Below are 19,314 nucleotides of genomic sequence, written 5' to 3' on the forward strand. Positions count from 1 at the left end.
GCTCAGTACCTAAGTTCAGTACCAGTCGCGTTTTCTATGCTATTTGAAAGGTGTGGTGCGTTATAACTCGTTGATTACAAATTACTAAACGCTAGATGGGTGGAAGCCCCAGCCCCTTCCTGTCACCAAACCTATAAACCCTTGTTATATAAGGCCTTGAAAGAGTTGGACACCATTGAAAGATGCGAGTTAGTACCAGCATTTAGTACCAACTCAGGAATGTTCTTACAGTAGCGCAGTTATGCTCTTAGTTCAATAATTAGGCGGTCGGTTAGCCCCCTTAGGGGATGACCACGATTGCCTCCTCTCTTTTACCTTTTTCAGTAACTTTTCATCCCAACACTTTGCGGTTTTACTTTCCTCAAACGCAAAACCCACCAACTCCAAAGTCTTGGCTTTATGTTTTTCCATCAGATCTTGACGCATTTCCTCAGAAATGGGCGTTCCGAGGCGTTGCTCGACATCTTTAAACTGTCGCTCAATCAATGGCAGCAATCGATCCATGATGGTGTGTTTAGCCTCCGTCATTAGCTCTTGTTTAGCATCGAGCATACTCTGATGCAGACTATCCGCCATGGCGTCTAACTCAGCGTAAAAGTGTCTGATTTTGGTGTGCTGCGCAGTGCCTCCGTAATTAGGGGCTTTGAGTTTGGGCATCACGCGTCGCATCGTTTCGTTGTACTCCCGTTGTAACTGGGACAAGTTCCACTTGTTAAACAAGTCACGTGCATTGAGAACCCGACGTCCATCTGATTTTTCGTCTAGCGGTACTATCGTTATGTGTATGTGGGGTGACGATTCATCTAAGTGAAGGACGGCACTCACGAGATTTTGTCCGAATCGTTCCTGAAGCCAATCAACCGTTGTATCAACAAACACCTCAAGCGCCGCATTGTCTGGCGTTCCCTCAGCAGTAAAAAATGCTTCAGGCGATAGCGTGATCAATCCATCCATACATAGAACGGCGTTACGACGTGGTGATGTGGTGAGATCATCGAGTCGGTTTTGAACATCTCTAGCCATGTTGTCTGTACCCACCAGCACTACATTAAGATGCTGTCTCGCCGGATCGGCATTGGGAGTGTGTTTGTGGTGTCGATGTTGATGAGCACCCGCTTGACGGATATTGGCGAAATTTTTTAGTTTTTCGACACGTAGAATCGTTGTTGCCATTTGAAGTCTTCTTTATGTAGAAGGCTACAAATTGTATATGCATATGTCCAATCCACGCAGATTGGACTCAGACAATCGCAGATTGTGTACTCACTATACAAACTATCGTTTGTGTTCGGGGCTAAAGCCCAAAAGATCTACCCACTCAAAAAACCTACTCGGTTATTTTAAATGAGTTGTATCTGTGTCCACATGTCAGACACTCGTCTGTCGCTGTGCTTTGACCAACCATTAATTCACCTTGCTTATTATTAATTATGACCATGTCTATACAGCGTGACACAAAACGCACTGTTCCACACTTTGGACAATATGAATATAACGTTGTATTTTCTGTTATAGCCTTATGGTATTCGTTGTTCATGTTGATTCTCTAATATTTGTAATTTGATTCAGTGTTCATTACCAAAATAATTAAATCAACACATCTCACGCCCAAACAAGAAAAAACCATCATAGCTGATAAGGTTGACGCTTCGCATGACAATAGGCTTCGGTAAAGCCACGCCCAACTGTTGTATAAACTGACTGTACTAGCCCTATGAACCCAAGTCCATGGTGGCTGGTGGCTGGTTCAGCACACGCTAGTCGCTTCAATGCAAGAAAGTTAACGAACTTTAGTGGGTTTTGGATCGAGACTGTTAATTGAGGTGTTATGGTATTGCGTTTCCAAAATCTTCATTTCAATAATTATCAAATAATAGATCCACAACGATTTACGTGATGCCTCTAATTCCCTAAGTAGCTTAGTACGAAACTCACGATGTAATCGTTGTACTGCCAATCTCAACGCTTTATCAACTGCTAACCGCTGTTCTAAGATCTCGAGTATGTATGCACGACGCATTGAGGATTCCATCCGATGCAGCTCACGACATACCGCCTCAAGCTCTCCTCGCAAGGAAAGTATTTTTTTTAGACTTGCAGTATCACTATCTAAAATGCGTGCAATTTCTAGTTCGATATATGCTCGCTTATTCTTCAAATCTCCCATACTTTTTAATTAAATCTTAATAAATTAAAAACATAGAGACAAAAATAAAATTAACGATTTAGAGATATAACTAGCGCACTTCACTACGCTCGCTTGCTGAGTCAGCACTGAATACAATATATTTGCTACGTAATAAGTATCGCATTCAGCACTCGACTATTAATACACAAACACTTGTTATTAATTTTTATCTACGATTTCCAACATAGGGTTTGTATTAAAACTAGAATTTATTACAACCCTTTGAAGCGGCTTGCCTCGCCTCTGATTATTGAAGTGTTTTTCTAATCGAATATTTAACCTCGCTTTTTCAGCCACTTCGGTTAAGGGTTCAGAAACACATCGAGTAAAAAAATGTTTTTGGTATTTTTTGTCCGATATGGCAAGCCGAGATTTTAGCGTTTCAATAGTTACTGGAATAAGACTACTTGCGTTCCCGTTTTTTTGTAAACTATTGACCAACCAGTGATAATATCGAATAGCTAAAGGCGATTTGAATTGCAGAATTTTATCCATTTCGAGTTTACAGTATCCTCTAGTACCGACAACATAGGGCATAAACTCTGGGCTAAATACCACACCTAAACAGATTAATTTTCGCTCTTTGCATTTGTATAGGAAGGCGCTTTCGATAGGCGTAATTTCATATCTCGAACCATCTTTTGGAAAAATGTTGATCTTCTTTCCCACTAGTCGTTGCGCAGCTTTTTTAAGGGGTTCAGTGCTTTTACTACCTTGACATACATTGCTCAAAATCGTGGACATAGGCAGTATCATTGAGCAGTCTTCAATCTTTCCAAGCTTAAAATCATGAATGATTTCTGCATCATTCGGAAGCCGACCAGTCCTCTTATCAAAAACATCGCTTACATCAAAGCTACTCATCAAATAATATAAAAGTCGGGTCTCAACAAGGCCTAAAGAATATTCGGCGTAGAGCATTTCATGTTTTAACTTTATGATTTTCCCACCCCATTGACATGGTTCAGGAACAGCATCTAGGTTAATACCTAGTTCAGATTCAATGTCGAAACTATTCTGGATAGCTAGGGTATGTGATGGATTGTTGTTCATAGATTAATTTTCTAGGAAGATTAGACTTTGAAAATTAACCATTCAAGGGTTTTAAACAAAAAATCCCAAATTAGGTGTTAATAACGTACTACTTTGTGCCAAAGAAAACTTTTAATTTGCCACTCATTCCCTATTTTCTGCCACTAATATGGCTCTAATCCCTTACCATACGTGGCCTAGCGCCCTGCTAATAATCGTCTTTAAGATCTTGGTAAGAACCTAAGGAACTAGGTGCTACCTAGCCAAAGTCTGCAATTCGAAGCATCTTAGCAGTAGCGACTTCGTCGCGGTTTTGTAAAGAGCGCGGGAAAGTTGTTCGTGGATTAACAAAGACCCGAATTCAACGTTGAACTGCCCAGAGGTGTGTTCACAGGGCGCGTAACACACCTTTGCCCCTTTATGAGTCAGGGTAGAGTTAAACCTGATTTCAAGCCCTGCAATTTGACTTACTTTTCCTCATGTATAGAACTCTAACGATATGACCAAATTTAGCGCACCACTACACTCATATTGGTTCTAAAATAAACAGTCAATTGTTCAAAGCTCACATTCGCACTAGTTATTTCTATTCATGACATGCCGTCACCAAGTCGGGAGCTGTTTTGACTTTGATATATAGATATAACAAACATTCTAAAGTTGAGAGTTATACAAAGACTCATGCTAGTTAAATGCTTGCACATCAAGAATTTTGTTGCAATGCCGTTATTAGTGTTAAATACTTGTGGTGAGCAATATTTTTGTTAGTCATTTAGATAAGGATATCGAATGAACATTAGTTTTTCATTGCCTCATTGTTTCTCCATTTTAATACTTAGCCTTTCGTTAGTTGGTTGTGAACATTCCGATAATGGCAAGAGCATAGAAAACGCTGAGACGAGTACAACATCATTACTTTTGACCAGCACTAATGGTGGCAGCCAAGGAGTAGGATCTTGGACAACTCATGACATGACTAGCCTTTCTTTCAGTGAAAGTTTAGTTATGTCTAAAGGAAGTCCAATTCCTGAAGGAACAGTATTGGATGACGGTGTAAGTGGGACCCGTGCCGGTTTTGCATTCAACTCAGTTGATGGATTGTTTTATGGCATAATTCCTGACCGCAATCGTGGCGAAATTGTGGTTTTTGATCCGAAAAATGATACGTTGGCGAGAGTTGTAAGCATACCTAGCCTATATATAACTGGCTCTGCGTTTCCCTTATCTCAATACTATACGGCACCAATAATTAGCCCTGATGGAAAATCTTTAATGCTGTTCGCTCAATCTGGTGGGGTACCAATCCCACAGCCTCCTGGTGGAGACGCAGATAGAACGGTAGGAGCGCTTGTTCATCTAAATATTGATCCAATAAGTCCAAATTACGGTATTTTCACACCCGTTTACGGCATGCATGAATTCGGCGTAACAAAGACATGGGAAGAACAACTCAACAGTGTTTCGATGCTACCACTACTTGCAGAAACTCCTGAAGGAGATGTTGTATTCTTAGTGACCGATCCTCTTGTCGTAGAATTTGGCGGTATGACGTATAAAAATAACAGTCATGCATTTTCTCTAACCCCTAGTGATAGCGATGACTGGTCGCAAGTATGGGGGATTTTAGGCGAAGTCGATGATCTTACCCTTGGCCAAGAGATTGCTTCCCAAGCTTATTATGATAATACGAGAAACAAATTTTGGTTTAGCAGTCAAGTCAGAACAGGGCTTGGTGATACTTTTGTCTATCGTAAAGATGGCCCTTCTGGAGCTGCAGAGTTTATGCCATATACGATGACATACGGAAGTATCGGCGCTTCGAATCCGCAAGCGATGGTGACTCAAAATGGTACTGCGTATATGTTAACCGCAGGATCTGCCCCCCTTGGTGTTTCTGTGGAATTAGATGTAGCAAAATTTATCGAGATTCCCTTTACAAATTCACCCATCGTCCGGTCTGAGCTTTCATCATATTGGACTGGCAATAATGAAAGATTAGTTCCAGCAGGTTTAGCGACTAGTTCATCAACAGGATTTCATTTTGTAAATGCAACGTCAACTGCTGATATTGATAGTCTGGATGATTATATCCTCAATGAATTTTGGTATAACGGCGTAACAAGTACGTCCCCATTTATGGATTACGATCTTGATACACTATACGCTGCTGCTGGTATCCTACCATCACAGCTAGATCGCTATGACTATAATCGATTTTTGCGTACTAATTTATTTGAGGGCTCTACTACAGACGGTTATTTGATAATTGGTGCGCCAGCAATTGGAGGATTGGATAGTGAACCTATGGCTGACCGCTATGTTGTAAGTTTTGCCATTCATGGTGGACAGAACGGATATGGCTCAATCATTAAATACGACCGAATTACCGGTGATACAACTAGTACTGCACTTGGGAATAGCACACCAGGATTGCCTATGGGGCAACCCATACAGTTACGGAATGGATTAATATTAGGCGGGACGTCTGGGCGTGCTTCTGCCGGACTTACTCCTCAATTGAGCGAGGTTGGCGTATGGTCGCTTGATCTTATGAGTGCATCACCTGCTATTTTAGATTATTCGCTGCCAAAAACAGATATGCAACGCAATGGTGGTACTTGGTATACACGCGCTTTTTCGGAGCCAAAACGATTTACACAAACAACTGATGGTTCAGTTTGGGCATCCGTCACCTATTTTGTCCATGACCCATTTGCTTTTATCGTAGCTGACTCTAATTATTCAACACTGGTAACGGGTTTGGTATCTTTTGACCCACAAACTGGGTCGCCAACCGGAGAACTGCATCTATTTGGGAGCAGTGAAAGCCGATTGGGCAATAGTTTCACAGGTGTTACTTCATTTGAAAATATTTTAAGCTTTACGAGCCCTGCCTTACGTGTTGAAGACAGTGGAGCAAATGGTCAACGATTATGGATGGTCGATGTCACTAGCGGCGATAATGACTCAGATTTCGTTAACAACTTTCTTTTGTTTTCGCCCGAAGGCAATGGTGATGCAAGAGAAGCGTGGCAAGCTCCTTTTTCTGCCACTCCAGATATAAACACAGGCGATTTTTATACTATGACAACTGCCGTAGGTGATGGGGTCAATCAAACTAGTGAAGTACGTATCCACAAAATACAAGTTGAATCAGATACATTGGCGCTGTCATTAATGACCGTTGTTTCAGGTTTAATTGAACAGCCTAATACTCCACTATTTCAAGCATCAAATGGCATTTTTTATTATGGTACGAGAAGTGGTAAATTAATGTCATTTAATTCGAGTTCCGACATTGTTAGTGAACTCGCAGACCTAACCTTAACGGGTATGACGACTGAAATTCGAGGTTTTCTATCGGAATCTGATACCGGTGTAATTATTGGCATAGCTTCAGATTCAAGTGAAACTCAAGCGTCGACTTCTCGTAGAGCATTTAGCTTCAATGTTTCTGAACAATCGTTAGCGACCGTTGATGTCACTGATGCGACGAGTGACCAAGATACTTATCCAAGTATTATTTCAATTGAATATTAGGTGATCAGTTTTGTGTGTTGGAATAGCAGATGAATGATCGTGATTCGGGTGCTAATCTATGTTGAGTGTAACGGTCGTATTATTTGGGCCATTACCTCATAATAAATGTAAGATTTCTCACTTGCAGAAGTTGTCCGAAACTTCGTTATTTGTTTAAGTTTGTAGCACATTTTTGTCCAGAGGTCTGCCAGCTCGATCTCAACTAATGTGTGACGATCAGGAAAGTTGCGGCTAGCACAATATTAACAGTTACTCCATTCACTGATCCTCAGGAACTTAGTTGCACCTCAGAATCACTATCTGATCTAGCTCATCAACACTCGACTACATATCGTCCTACTCATCATTTCAGCGTGGTACGCTATTTGTATAAAAAGCATTAGTTTATGGTCAGGAAATGAAAATTGTAGAAAATCAAGCATCATCACCCATGAGTAGTGAGTGTGTTCAGGAGTCAATTTCCATAGATAATGAGATTCGAAGTCGTAATCAGGTGACTGACCAGCTCATTAATGATGCTGTTGGCGAAGTGATTTTTTCTAATGTCTCTCCGTTAATTCACTGTATAGAGCTGTTTAAAAGTGAACCTAAGTGGTTTGTAGTGGATAAGTGATTTTGGTCCGTCACATATAGGCTGGCAGCATGGTTGCAATACTAGAAGTAATGCAAAAAGTCGAGATGGTTTATCGATCGTAACTCGGAATTGTCCAAAAGTAATTTAAAAGGGAGTCTTACTCAATTAACCATCAAACTACGACCTCCTCTGCTCTTCCAAGGCACGAGGAGGCATCTTAATGTATTAGCTAGTGGTTGTTACCTTGAACGGCAATACACCCTCCAAAACATCACTCACGTCATACTGTTCGATCTTCTCCTTTAATAACTCGATTGGTATTTCGCCACCATAGAGATCATTGGTAATATTTCCATTGGCATGGCCGACAAGTCGCTTGAGCACAATGCAACTTTCTCTGCGCTCTTGATATGAACCAATAAATGAGTGTCGCATGCTGTAAAGTGATTTTTTTTGCTCAGTAAGCTTCATTGGTTCGGTAAAGTGACGGGTAAACCAGTCTTCCATTTTTCCGTAATAACCCGACTTTTCAGTATAAGTAAGGTCTGGGAACAACATTCTTTCATCACTTACAGAATCTAGATAGGATTGAAAACCGAGCTTTAATAACACATCAGGGACAGGGATATAGCGAACGGCATTGGCGTTTTTTAGTCTTTGATCTTCATCTTCGGCTTGTATCCAAAAACAGAGAATGCCCTCTTTGTGTTTAACGTCGTTGACCCTCAATTGACAAATTTCGTTAGGTCGAGCACCAGTAGTCATCTCAATCAACATGATCCAATACTGATAATTTAAGCGTATGTTTTCACGAGAATTTCGGCCAATTTTACCCTGTGTATAGACTGGGTGAGAAAAGATGCGTTTAAGATCTGCTCTGGTAAACGGCACTTTTTTCTCTTTGTCGCCATTTGTACTGCCAAGCGTTTTCACTTTATTTGCTTTGGATTTACTTCCCCCAAGTCCTTCAAAGGGGTTGTATGATATTTTGTTATGGTGAGCTGCCCATCGATAGACCGTCGATACATTCCCCATATCAACCAGTGATTGCTCCTTTTTACGAACATCAAACTTAAGCTTGTCATTTTTCCTAATAATCTGATTTGCGCTCAGCCCAAGAAAGTGCGCTCTTTGCTTACCATTGTTTGCATTTTTGGGAAATAACTTAAGCTGGGAAAGAACTCTGTTGGCATCGTCTCGGGTAACACTAGACATATCAGAAGACTCCAAAATATCATGTGCCAAACGGCAAGATCTCATGATGGCTTTGATGTGTTTCTGTGATACCTCATTGTTTAGTTGCTCTTGCTCGTACCCTTTGAGCACCGTTTCGATATCGACAATGACCTTTGAAGTAGCACTTGGTTGGGCTTTCGACTCAACCCGTTCGCTAGACTGTAAAAATTCATCATGGTGTTCATCGACTTGCTCTTGGCGTAGCCAGCAGTCATCAATATTGAAATCATCAGTCAGTGGCTGTGAAGTACCTGACTCGTATTTTTCGATTGCCTCTAGAACAGCCTTCGCCCCTTCAAGATTAAGTGAGTCTAGGCAACGCTGATAGTCTCGATAAAACTGCCCCACAGCTATGTGGATATTCTTCATATCTTCACGGTAGTGCAGCGTGTTCAAGTCAAAAGAATAGTCATTCAATGAAACTAGCTCCTCTGCAATCTCTATAGGATTCGCATCGCGTGGATAGATCGATTCAATGATATCGATAGATGGAATGTCGCTGTCACTCTTGCGCAGCTCAATACGCTGTTTCTGCGCTCTCAACAAGTTCGGGTTGCGCTCAAGCAACTGAATATAGGTCGATAACTTAGAGAGAGTTTGCCGTTTGATGGCATTTAGCTTTTGCGAAATGTAGGTATCGTCTAAAGGTAAGTGATTGGATGCTGTGCTTCTCACCTTGCGTCCATCACCGCTGTGCTTTTCTAACAACTCCATTCTCTCCCATATGACCTGCTGCAATTTAGATGCTCTTAATTTAGCAGTAGTGAGTGAACGAGTGGATAGCGATTTCTTTATTTCACGCCCATATGGAAAAAAAGATCGAAATTGAGCGGGAATTTGATAACGGAAGTACCAGATACCTGAAGAAGAACGTTGAGTTAGATAGCGCATGTTTAGTACCACTATTTAGTACCAATCGCTTTCTGAGCTAGTTTTAAAGGGTAATTACTTGATAAGTAAGGATAAAACAGTAGAAGGGTGGAAGCCCCAGCCACATGACTAAATGACAATTTTAGTCTTTTATTTTCAGATAGTTAGAAAATCGACATGGATGTATAAATGTTGCTTCAGTACCCCATCCTAGTACCTTCAATCGTTAAATTCAAGAGTCAAAAAATGCCTTTAAAAAGGCATTAATTATTTAGTTAGTTAGCACAACACTTCTTAGTTAGAGATAAAAACACGATCCCACGGCCACAACTCATAAATATGCTCATCACTTAGCTGTAACTCTCTATAAGGCTCACTTTCCATCTGTAACTCCGGCTCTCCGTACGCAGTATGCTTAAAGAATACATTCAAAATTAACATAAAAAGCGTTAAATCATTCAATATTAATTTCGTCTCTCCACACCCAGAAAACACAATAACATTAACGATTTCTTCCGCCTGTGCTTGCGTGAGTAGGCGTAAATCGAATTGTTCACCGTGAGCTTCTTGACCAAGTACCCAAAATTTTCCGGCAATTCGTTCGATGGTCTGCTGAGCACGTTCATATTCATTTGAATCACAGCCAATCATCCAATCATAATATCCATGCGCTTGTATCATTTGCTCTACTAGCAGGGAGTAGCGATGTGAATTTAGCTTTTCTCTTTCATACATAACTTTGTTTCCTCTATTCAGTTATGTATGACATACGCTGACTCAGCCAATCTAACTAAAATGTCTGTCTTTTTTTCTGTATTCGTTCAAGAAAAAAGTTTCGGAAAGGGTACTTTTCCGCGAAGGTTTCCTTGTTCAAAAAACAGTTTCAGTACAGCGTATTTCTCTCGTCGTGTCTGCGCAGATTCATGTTTTGTCCGTTCCCAGTAACCTATAATCTGGCGTTTACCTATTTTTTGAAAGTTTTCGCCTAAGTTTTGCTCATGCCTGAATATGTCCTCTAAAATAGACAGTAACCTCTTGAGTTGTTTCTGACGAAACGGGATCCCTTTTTTTCGGTACGGAGCCATGATAGTCATCACCTGTCGGACAGTGTTGGGATTCAATTAATCACCCCAAATACGCATTAGTAATTTCAATTCGATGATGACCGAGACGTTTAGACAAAGCTAAACGCACGTTCCGATCCAATTTTTTTGCTTGCTGCTCTGAAATAGAGAGCTTCTCTGCTATAAATTGATAATGCTCTCTTCCATGAGAAGTTCCAGATTGAACGGGGCAGCGAACACCTACCCTATCGAAATAGAAATTACATGCGAAATGTTTACGCTCACCGTGGCTCCTATAGGCGCTATCCATCGATGTTGATTCACGCCAGGCATAACTCTGAAACGCTTTAAAACTGAAGGTGTCAGGAATTAGCGTGCGAGTACTATTCTCAATCTGATAATCGACTACATTTAGCAAAAGTCGGTATTGTTCTCTGGTTTCAATAGGCAACAACCGACTTTGGCCTCCTTTCGTTCCTCTAGTTATTGACGGAATTTCATTGTTTTTGTAGGACTTGATACAATTTTTAGCGTCTACTAAGCAGGCTTCTCTGAATCTTAATCCAAATAGACGTTGTAACTGCATGATAAATTTCAGCTCCTCACCAACGCCCCTTAGAACTTTTTGATGCAGCACCTCAGAAACAGAACCATCCACTAAAGCAATTCCCGATTTAGGAACAAATCCAAGATCTCGAGTTGCTCGTACAACACATTGTTCATCACCTCTGGCCTGAGCCAGAGCGCGATTCACATGGCTTAAATAATCTCTAGCGGTGATAGGGCTACATTCATCTTCTTCATAAGTTGTCTTCAAATATTCCCCATACAACATCACAACTGATTTATCTATATTATTCAATCTCCTGATCTTCGTCTTTCGTTTCAAAAAGGCCGAGAAATTTCTAATCGCAGGTAAGCGAGACAAGTGAGTGTTGTTTTTTACTCCACCTTGTTGTTCCAACGATGCATTGATGAGCGCCTTTTCAATGTCACGAGACCCCAGCGAAAAATTAGGTTTCGTGAAATCTCGAATTCGATTAAGACTGTATCCTGTGTATTTTTTTTTCAATTAAGTTTCACCTTTTTATTTGGTTAGTATTTTCCTTTTATCTTTGACATAGCTAGTTGCGCAGCCCTTTGGCTGTAACGATAAATGATATTCGTCGGTTAACATTTGATGCTCCCTCATAATGAGGTCGGGGGCTTGTTGCATCCTCATCAAATAATACAGTCTCTATTAGACCAATCCTGATGGTGCCGTCGACAGCGGCGTTAGGCGTTGATTCCGCCATCAGTTTGCTAGCTATTTTTTGTGCTAATTAAACGTTATGTATCGAATTTGCGTCTTTAGTGATAGCGCCTAGCATTTGCTACCTACCACCGTTTTCGATCACCCAATAGCGCCCGAACTTCCTTTCACTTCTCACAATAATGTCCTGCACATCCCGTCCTCCTTGACGACTAAGTAATTTTCTCTCTTCGTCTAATTTCTATAGTAAAATTAGACGAAGAATGCTGGCATCAATATGTGCCGTATAGATTTATCCATTTAGGCCTGAGTAGGCAAAAGCTAAGCCCTGCATTGGGCTATCGCATGTGTGTATGGTAGAAGTTCAATTACACTGACGGTGATGTGAATTATTTTTGGCTCGCTTAATAGCTTTTGGGTATGTGGGGTCGTGCTAACATGGTCACATGTTTAACCAAGCACGTAAGAGGCGAGAATCTAGGCTGGGGATTTAGGGAGAAGGTCCAAACAAAGTCTTTTGGTAATTAAGCTCGATGATCACAGGAAAATTGTTGGTTCTCAAACTCATTTTTGGACATTTCCGAGTTACGAACCACACATCACCCAGCCTTCTTGCATTACTTGTAGTATCACAACCATCTGCCAGCCTGTATGTGACTAGCCAAAAGCACTATGAGTTGAGACCTCATCAAGGATTTTAGATCCCATACTAAGGAAAAATAATGACTTACCTATAAACGCTGTTTATAGAAAATGTAACCCCCACCAACTATTTGGCCCCAAACTGAACCTATAGAATAGTGCTGCATCCTTATTTGGACTATGTCCATTAGTGGTAACAATAGATTAGCTATCTGTAAGGTTCATTTATGCAAACACCTGAAAATTGTCATGTAATGAACTGGCCGATTCGTTCAGTTTGTAATCTTAAGTTCAGCCACCCTTTCTATCTAGAAAACACTAACTCTATCTTAAACGTTAGAGCAATTGTCAAATGAGTGATGAAACGTTCAACGCGTACGCGAAGCAGCCCATTGAAGATCAACAAGTGAAATAGGTGCAAGTTAAACGAAACCCGAAACAACATTGAGTTTTGTATTGCTGATTTGAATGGTTACATGCCAAGAAAAGTTCGAGCACCACTTAATGGTATGAGCGCTCAAGTTCTTATTGCGGATGCTTCAAGCGTGGGCCTGTGCATGTGCGCGATGCGCCGAAAACTCTGTCGAAATATTCTAAGGAATCTATAAAAATGAAGATGACGCAAGTCGCTCTTAACGTTGTGGTAGCGTGTGCCACTTTTTCCCCCTTTCTTGCCAATAGTGCTGGCTTAAGCATGTCTCAAATAGCGACAACCAAAAGCGTTGCGACAGCTGGGGCCGCAAACGTTACAAACAGTTCTGACTCTTCTGCAACAATCTCAAACGCTGCTGCACTTTCTGGCATTGAAGATCGCTCGTATGTTTCGGGCGCTCAGTACATAAACGTATTCAACCAGTTCACTCGTGATGATTCAGGAGAGAGCACTGAAGCCTCAAAGGGATTAATCGCACCTCACGCCTCTTATGCTAAAAGAGTGAATAAGAAAGCGGTACTTGGAATTAGTCTTCATTCCGCGGGTGGCTTAGGTGCTGAATATAGCAATGGTGTCGGCGCTAATCCAATCAATGTCATTTCAGAGAACGCTATTGCAGTCGTCGATATTACAACTGGTGTTTCATATCAAGTTACAGACAAGCTCTCCCTTGGCGGTTCTTTGATTCTTCAATACATGAAAATAGACGTCGTTGGTGGCGTGAACTCTCAATTGGAAGAACTTGCTACCGGTGACAGTGTTGCCCCTTCTTTTGCACTGAGCTCGTACTACACGTTGAGCGACAATACACACTTGGGTCTGCAATATCGGCATAAAACAGACCATGAGATTGATATTGAAACGTCGCTAGATGTGAATCCAACAGCGAATTTATCTTGGGTTACTAGTATCGACTTGGGGCTTAAGCATGCTCTTTCCAAACAAACTGATTTAATGATTAACGCTAAGTTTGAAAACTGGGAAGATTATGATGACAAATATTCATGGACCTATTCTATAGGCGTTGGCGCGGCGCATAAGATGGATAAATTTACGATTTATGGTGGCGCTAGCTACGACTCTTCTCCAGTGAACGAGAATGAGCGAGACGTACTACTGCCCGTTGACCAGCAATGGCGCGTTGGGTTTGGTAGTGAGTATGAGCTTGAATCTGGCAACAAGTTAGGTTTAGCGTATCAATATCAAAATAATGGAACAGCGGATATCACAGCCGACAACGTGACGCTGCAGCCAACAGGAAGTTATGAAGATAACCGTATTCACTTTGTGACTCTTTCTTATCGTCACTGATTCGTTTAACAAGCCTAGATGCCGAGTTATACACTTTAAACTCACCCAGAACCAAAGCAGAAGAATATAAGAGTAGAGAGCAAAAGAAGGCTTTGGTTAATCACTAAAATGTGTCGATATTTGTCGGTGGTCGTGGATTTGAGCTATTCAGAGGCATGAACTATAAATCCTGTTTATAGTAAATGTAACCACCACCGACTACTTAGTTAACAGGTGAACCGCTAAAATGATGAGAGATACTTACTATGGACTCTTCTCATTTATAGCCTCAACGGATGGGCTGATTATAAGGTTCACTTATGCAAGCTCCGAGCAATTGTCACGTCATGGCCAAGCCCACAGGGTCTGTTTGCAATCTCGATTGCAGCTACTGTTTCTATCTTGAAAAACACCAACTCTATCCTGAACGCCAAAGTAATTGGCGAATGAGTGATGACACACTAAGTTCCTATATAAAGCAGACCATTGAAGCTCAAAGCAACAACCATGTTCAATTTACTTGGCAGGGCGGTGAGCCAACAATGATGGGACTCGCGTTTTTTGAAAAAGCCATGCAGTTATGTGAGCAATACGGGAAGGGGAAAAAACTTGAACACACCTTTCAAACCAACGGCATTTTGCTTAACGATACTTGGTGTGAGTTTTTTAAAAAACATCACTTTTTAGTCGGTGTGTCCATTGATGGGCCACAAGATCTACACGATGCTTACCGAGTCACCCGCTCGGGTAAACAAACCTATGCTCAAGTTATGCAAGGTATCGAATTGTTAAAAAAGCATGGTGTTGAGTTTAATACGCTTACCGTCGTCAATAATGAAAATGTGAAACATCCAAAGCGGGTGTATCAGCATTTGAAAGAGATTGGTTCAACGTATATTCAGTTTATTCCGTTGGTCGAACGAACGAAGCAAACATGTTCTCAAACGGATTTAAAACTTGTCTTACCCGATGAGCCTTTAGCGGAAGTGACATCGTGGTCGGTGCCTTCGTTAGCCTATGGCGAATTTCTTTGTGACATTTTTGATGTATGGGTACGCAAAGATGTGGGCTCCATTTTTGTGAATATGTTTGATAGTACGTTAAGTGCTTGGTGCGGACAGCAGTCTGGAATGTGTCATTTTACTGAACGTTGTGGTCATGCTTTTGCTCTTGAGGCGAACGGGGACTTATACAATTGCGACCATTATGTATACCCTGAACATCGTTTGGGCAATATTCATCATAAATCGATTTCTGAATGCAATAACAGCCAGCAAGCCATTGAATTTGGATTACAAAAACAAACAACATTGACTCCCGACTGTAAAAAATGCCCATTTCAGTTTGCCTGCAATGGAGGGTGTCCCAAACATCGTTTTGAACGTAGTTCAAGCGGACATCCAGGGCATAACTATTTTTGCCAAGGCTATAGACAATTTTTCGAGTACAGCGCTCAATGCATGAAAGAAATGCGGAGGCTATTATCTGTTGGTCGTTTTGCTGATGAAATTATGATGGCCTTAGCTTACCAAGAAGTGAAAGTCACATCAGTGACGAACAAAAAGCTCGTCGCGATGGGTCGTAATCAACCCTGTTCTTGCGGAAGTAGTATAAAATACAAACATTGCTGCGGACTAAGAAGGTAACCGATGAATTTCGATCTGAATTTGATAAAAGTATTCTTGGAAGTTTACCAATATCACTCTTATACCAAGGCGTCTGAAACCATAGGTATCACACAACCTGCGGTGAGTGCTTCTATAAAGCGAATGGAACAAGAGATTGGTGAACCCCTATTTTATCGAGAGGGACGGACGATGAGACCGACCGCGATGGCCATTCGTTTGGCCGCTCGATTTCGCGTTGGGTTTGATGAAATACAAAATGCCTTGAGTGAACGTTTTACTTATTCGGTTTATGTGAACGAGGCGCTGGCATTGGATTTGCCCGTTCTACCGTCAATGGTGATAGAACATACTCCATTAGATCAGGAAATACTGCTGCACCAACTTAAATCGTTATCTGTCGATTTAGCAGTGGGTATATACATGATAAAAGACCACTCTATTGTTACTGAGCCTTTGTTTAGTGAGTCAACAGTTGTTGTGTGTCGTCGTGACCATCCAAGAATTCATGATCATATTTCACGGAATCAATTCTATGAAGAGGGGCATGTCGCGTTAGCCACCCAATGGAAAGGAATGGATGGATTCGAACATATCCGCTTGGAGAGTCCAAAAAGTAGGAATATCCAATGCAAGACCCATTCAATTTCAGCGATGCTGCTTGATGTCACCATCAGCGATAGAGTTGCGATCGTGCCTAGACACCTTGCACTCAATTGGCAAAAGCGTTTAAATTTTCAAGTACTGGAAAACCCGATAGAGCATAAGCCATTGGAATACTGTCTGGCTTACCATCGACGCTATCAAAAAACAGAAAACCACATAAAAGTTAGAGAAGCGATTCGAGCCCACCTAGGATGCGCGGATTAGTACTATAAACCCCACTTATTGGTGATATAAACGCCACACTCTACCTGCATATCCCCCTTTTGAATAACCTTAGCACTGAAAAACTACCTTGGTGCTGAGGCTATTTTCTTTGACCCCTCGCCATTGAGTTTTACATCTCTGATCTATTTTGCTTCGCTAAATGACGGTATACGGATGTCTTTAGCGCAACAGGTAGACCGGAGTTAATTCCTGTTCTCAAAGGTGTCCGAATGAAAAAGCTTAGTGCCATCATGATGTCTTGTTTTGCTGCGGGTTCTGTCGCACAAGAGGTCTTACCGTTTCCTAGTCAGCCATCGACCTCGGTGGCCAAACATACTCTTGCTGAATCTACTCATAACAAGCGTCCTATTTCCAACCATTTACCTGAAGATGCTCCTAATATCGTCATCGTGATGATTGATGATGTAGGTCCTGGCCAAACGTCGACTTACGGCGGTCCAATCGATACTCCTACATTAGATGAAATCTCTGGTGAAGGTATTTCCTACAACCGTTTCCACTCGACAGCGATGTGTTCGCCTACACGAGCTTCATTGCTTACTGGTCGAAACCATCACCGTGTTGGCGCAGGTGTTATTGCGGAATACGCTAACGATTGGGATGGTTATGCAGGGGTGATCCCGAAAACCAGTGCGACCTTTCCTGAAGTACTTAAAAACTACGGTTATTCAACCTCTGCTTTTGGTAAATGGCACAACACTCACCCGTTAGATTCCACAGCTGCGGGGCCTTTTGATAATTGGCCTACGGGTTATGGTTTTGAATATTTCTATGGGTTTGTTGGTGCTGGTGCATCTCAATATGAACCGACTATGGTGGAAAACACCACGTTTGTTGATCCAGAAAAAATCCACCGCGAAGGCTATCACATGAGTGAAGATCTTGCGGATCAAGCGATCAAGTGGATGCGTCAGCACAAGTCTCTGCAGCCTGACAAACCTTTCATGATGTATTGGTCTAGTGGTGCGGCACACGGCCCTCACCATGTAACCAAAGAATGGGCTGATAAGTACAAGGGCAAATTCGACGCTGGTTGGGATAAATACAGAAAAGACGTATACGAAAAAGCCAAGAAAATGGGCTGGATTCCTGAAAACGCGCAGCTAACACCAAGGCCAGAAAGTATGCCTGCGTGGGACGATGTACCTGAAGATGAAAAAGCATTCCAAGCACGTTTAATGGAAGTGTACGCCGGCTTCATTGAGCATACCGACGCTCAGGTTGGCCGTTTGGTCGATGAAATCGATGAGCTTGGCTACAAAGACAACACGGTCTTCTTCTACTTGTGGGGTGACAATGGCGCGTCATCGGAAGGGCAAAACGGCACGCTTGCTGAATTGCTCGCTCAAAACGCCATTCCAACCACGACAAAGCAACAAATTGAAGCGATGAACAAGGTCGGTTCAATTGATGAGTTAGGCGGTCCTAAATTCGAGAACATGGCGCATGCGGCATGGGCTTGGGCAGGCAGCTCCCCTTATAAATCAACCAAGTTAGTTGCGGCTCATTTTGGTGGAACACGTCAACCTCTTGCGGTGCGTTGGCCGGCGAAAATTGAACCCGATGCGACGCCACGTTCGCAATTTCACCACGTTAACGACATCGCGCCTACTATCTACGACATCTTAGACATTACACCACCTAAAGTGGTCAACGGTCATGTTCAAGATGAAATCGATGGTAAAAGCATGACGTATTCGTTTGACGATGCGGGTGCGAAAGGGCAGAAGAAAACCCAATACTTTGAGATCTTAGGCAGTCGCGGTATCTATCATGATGGTTGGTTTGCGAGTGCGTTTGGGCCAAGAGCACCTTGGGTTCAAGGTATGCCCGAAGGTTTTAGAGAGTGGAGTCCTGAAACGGATAAATGGGAGCTATACCACATTGATGAGGACTGGTCTCAAGCGGTTGATCTGGCTGATAAGTATCCTGAAAAACTGGAAGAAATGAAGGCGATTTTCAAGCAAGAAGCGCAGGATAACAAAGCATTCCCGATTGGTGGATCATTATGGTCTACTGCAGCACACAGCCCGCAAGATGCGCCAGAGAGTAAATATACGCAATGGACGTATCCTGATGAAATCACCAGAATCCCTGAAATTGCAGCACCAAAAGTCGGCAACCGTTCTACGCTCGTTGAGTTTGATGCGGTGGTGACTCCTGATACGAATGGTGTGCTCTACGCGGTCGGTGCATTCTCAGGTGGTATGACGGTGTACGTGAAAGACGGAAAGCTTAACTATGAGTACAACCTGTTTTTGATGGAACACACACATATCCAATCTGAGAAAGTGTTACCAGAAGGTGAAGTGACGATAGAAGTTGGATCTAAAGCCACTAAGCCGGGGCCGTTTACGCCTTTCGATATCACCATCAAGGTGAATGGTGAAACGTTCGCCTCTGGTGTGGTTCCAAAAACAGCGCCTTCGTTCTTCTCATTCAATGATGGATTTGATATTGGCTCTGATTTAGGCTCGCCAGTATCACAAGCTTATTATGATGATATGCCGTTCAAATTTGACGGCAAAATCAAAGAAGTTCGTGTTAAGTACCTAGAACAATAATGTGTATGCCGTTTATTGATACCAATGAAAATGGGTATTGATAGACGGCTTTTTTCGTTCATTCCGGGCTCAGTACTCAAGTGCATAAGTGCATAAGTGCATAAGTGATTGGA

12 protein-coding genes are annotated in these 19,314 nt (G+C 42.0%); 6 read left to right on the forward strand and 6 right to left on the reverse strand.

Annotated elements, in window-relative coordinates:
• Positions 1–252 precede the first annotated feature (252 nt).
• From mobV to ACE1OE_RS23630, 3 genes are all read right to left on the reverse strand, one after another.
• Positions 253–1,173, reverse strand: a complete 921-nt coding sequence (gene mobV / locus ACE1OE_RS23620) for a MobV family relaxase (RefSeq protein ID WP_449212436.1) — start codon at positions 1,171–1,173, stop codon at positions 253–255.
• 607 nt (positions 1,174–1,780) lie between these two features.
• Positions 1,781–2,158 (reverse strand): hypothetical protein, encoded by a 378-nt coding sequence (locus tag ACE1OE_RS23625; RefSeq protein WP_449212437.1) that lies wholly within the window; start codon positions 2,156–2,158, stop codon positions 1,781–1,783.
• Positions 2,159–2,347: 189 nt separating this feature from the next.
• A complete protein-coding gene (locus ACE1OE_RS23630) occupies positions 2,348–3,241 on the reverse strand; it encodes a RepB family plasmid replication initiator protein (protein ID WP_449212438.1) in 894 nt (297 codons plus the stop codon).
• 768 nt (positions 3,242–4,009) lie between these two features.
• On the opposite strand from ACE1OE_RS23630, the gene ACE1OE_RS23635 reads away from it, so the two are divergent.
• A complete protein-coding gene (locus ACE1OE_RS23635; RefSeq protein ID WP_449212439.1) occupies positions 4,010–6,760 on the forward strand; it encodes a hypothetical protein in 2,751 nt (916 codons plus the stop codon).
• Between the two features lie 397 nt (positions 6,761–7,157).
• Positions 7,158–7,373: a hypothetical protein gene (locus tag ACE1OE_RS23640; protein WP_449212440.1), complete on the forward strand. Its 216-nt coding sequence runs from the start codon at positions 7,158–7,160 to the stop codon at positions 7,371–7,373.
• Between the two features lie 186 nt (positions 7,374–7,559).
• Here the strand turns inward: ACE1OE_RS23640 and ACE1OE_RS23645 are convergent, their stop codons facing one another.
• From ACE1OE_RS23645 to ACE1OE_RS23655, 3 genes are all read right to left on the reverse strand, one after another.
• Entirely contained in the window at positions 7,560–9,461 is a 1,902-nt protein-coding gene (locus tag ACE1OE_RS23645; protein WP_449212441.1) for a DUF6538 domain-containing protein, read from the reverse strand.
• A 273-nt stretch (positions 9,462–9,734) separates the two neighbouring features.
• Entirely contained in the window at positions 9,735–10,175 is a 441-nt protein-coding gene (locus ACE1OE_RS23650) for a hypothetical protein (RefSeq protein ID WP_449212442.1), read from the reverse strand.
• 390 nt (positions 10,176–10,565) lie between these two features.
• Positions 10,566–11,576 (reverse strand): integrase domain-containing protein, encoded by a 1,011-nt coding sequence (locus ACE1OE_RS23655; protein ID WP_449212443.1) that lies wholly within the window; start codon positions 11,574–11,576, stop codon positions 10,566–10,568.
• Between the two features lie 1,432 nt (positions 11,577–13,008).
• Between ACE1OE_RS23655 and ACE1OE_RS23660 the strand changes: the two genes are divergently transcribed.
• The 4 genes from ACE1OE_RS23660 (at position 13,009) to ACE1OE_RS23675 (ending at position 19,201) form a co-directional block, all read left to right on the forward strand.
• A complete protein-coding gene (locus ACE1OE_RS23660; RefSeq protein WP_449212444.1) occupies positions 13,009–14,142 on the forward strand; it encodes an OmpP1/FadL family transporter in 1,134 nt (377 codons plus the stop codon).
• A 299-nt stretch (positions 14,143–14,441) separates the two neighbouring features.
• Complete coding sequence (locus ACE1OE_RS23665) at positions 14,442–15,767, forward strand: anaerobic sulfatase maturase (RefSeq protein ID WP_449212445.1); 1,326 nt, start codon at positions 14,442–14,444, stop codon at positions 15,765–15,767.
• 3 nt (positions 15,768–15,770) lie between these two features.
• Positions 15,771–16,616, forward strand: a complete 846-nt coding sequence (locus tag ACE1OE_RS23670; RefSeq protein WP_449212446.1) for a LysR family transcriptional regulator — start codon at positions 15,771–15,773, stop codon at positions 16,614–16,616.
• A 230-nt stretch (positions 16,617–16,846) separates the two neighbouring features.
• The gene (locus ACE1OE_RS23675) at positions 16,847–19,201 is read left to right on the forward strand and encodes an arylsulfatase (protein WP_449212447.1); all 2,355 of its coding nucleotides are present in this window, start codon (positions 16,847–16,849) and stop codon (positions 19,199–19,201) included.
• The last annotated feature ends 113 nt before the right edge of the window (positions 19,202–19,314 follow it).

It is taken from the genome of Vibrio sp. E150_011 (genome assembly GCF_053544015.1).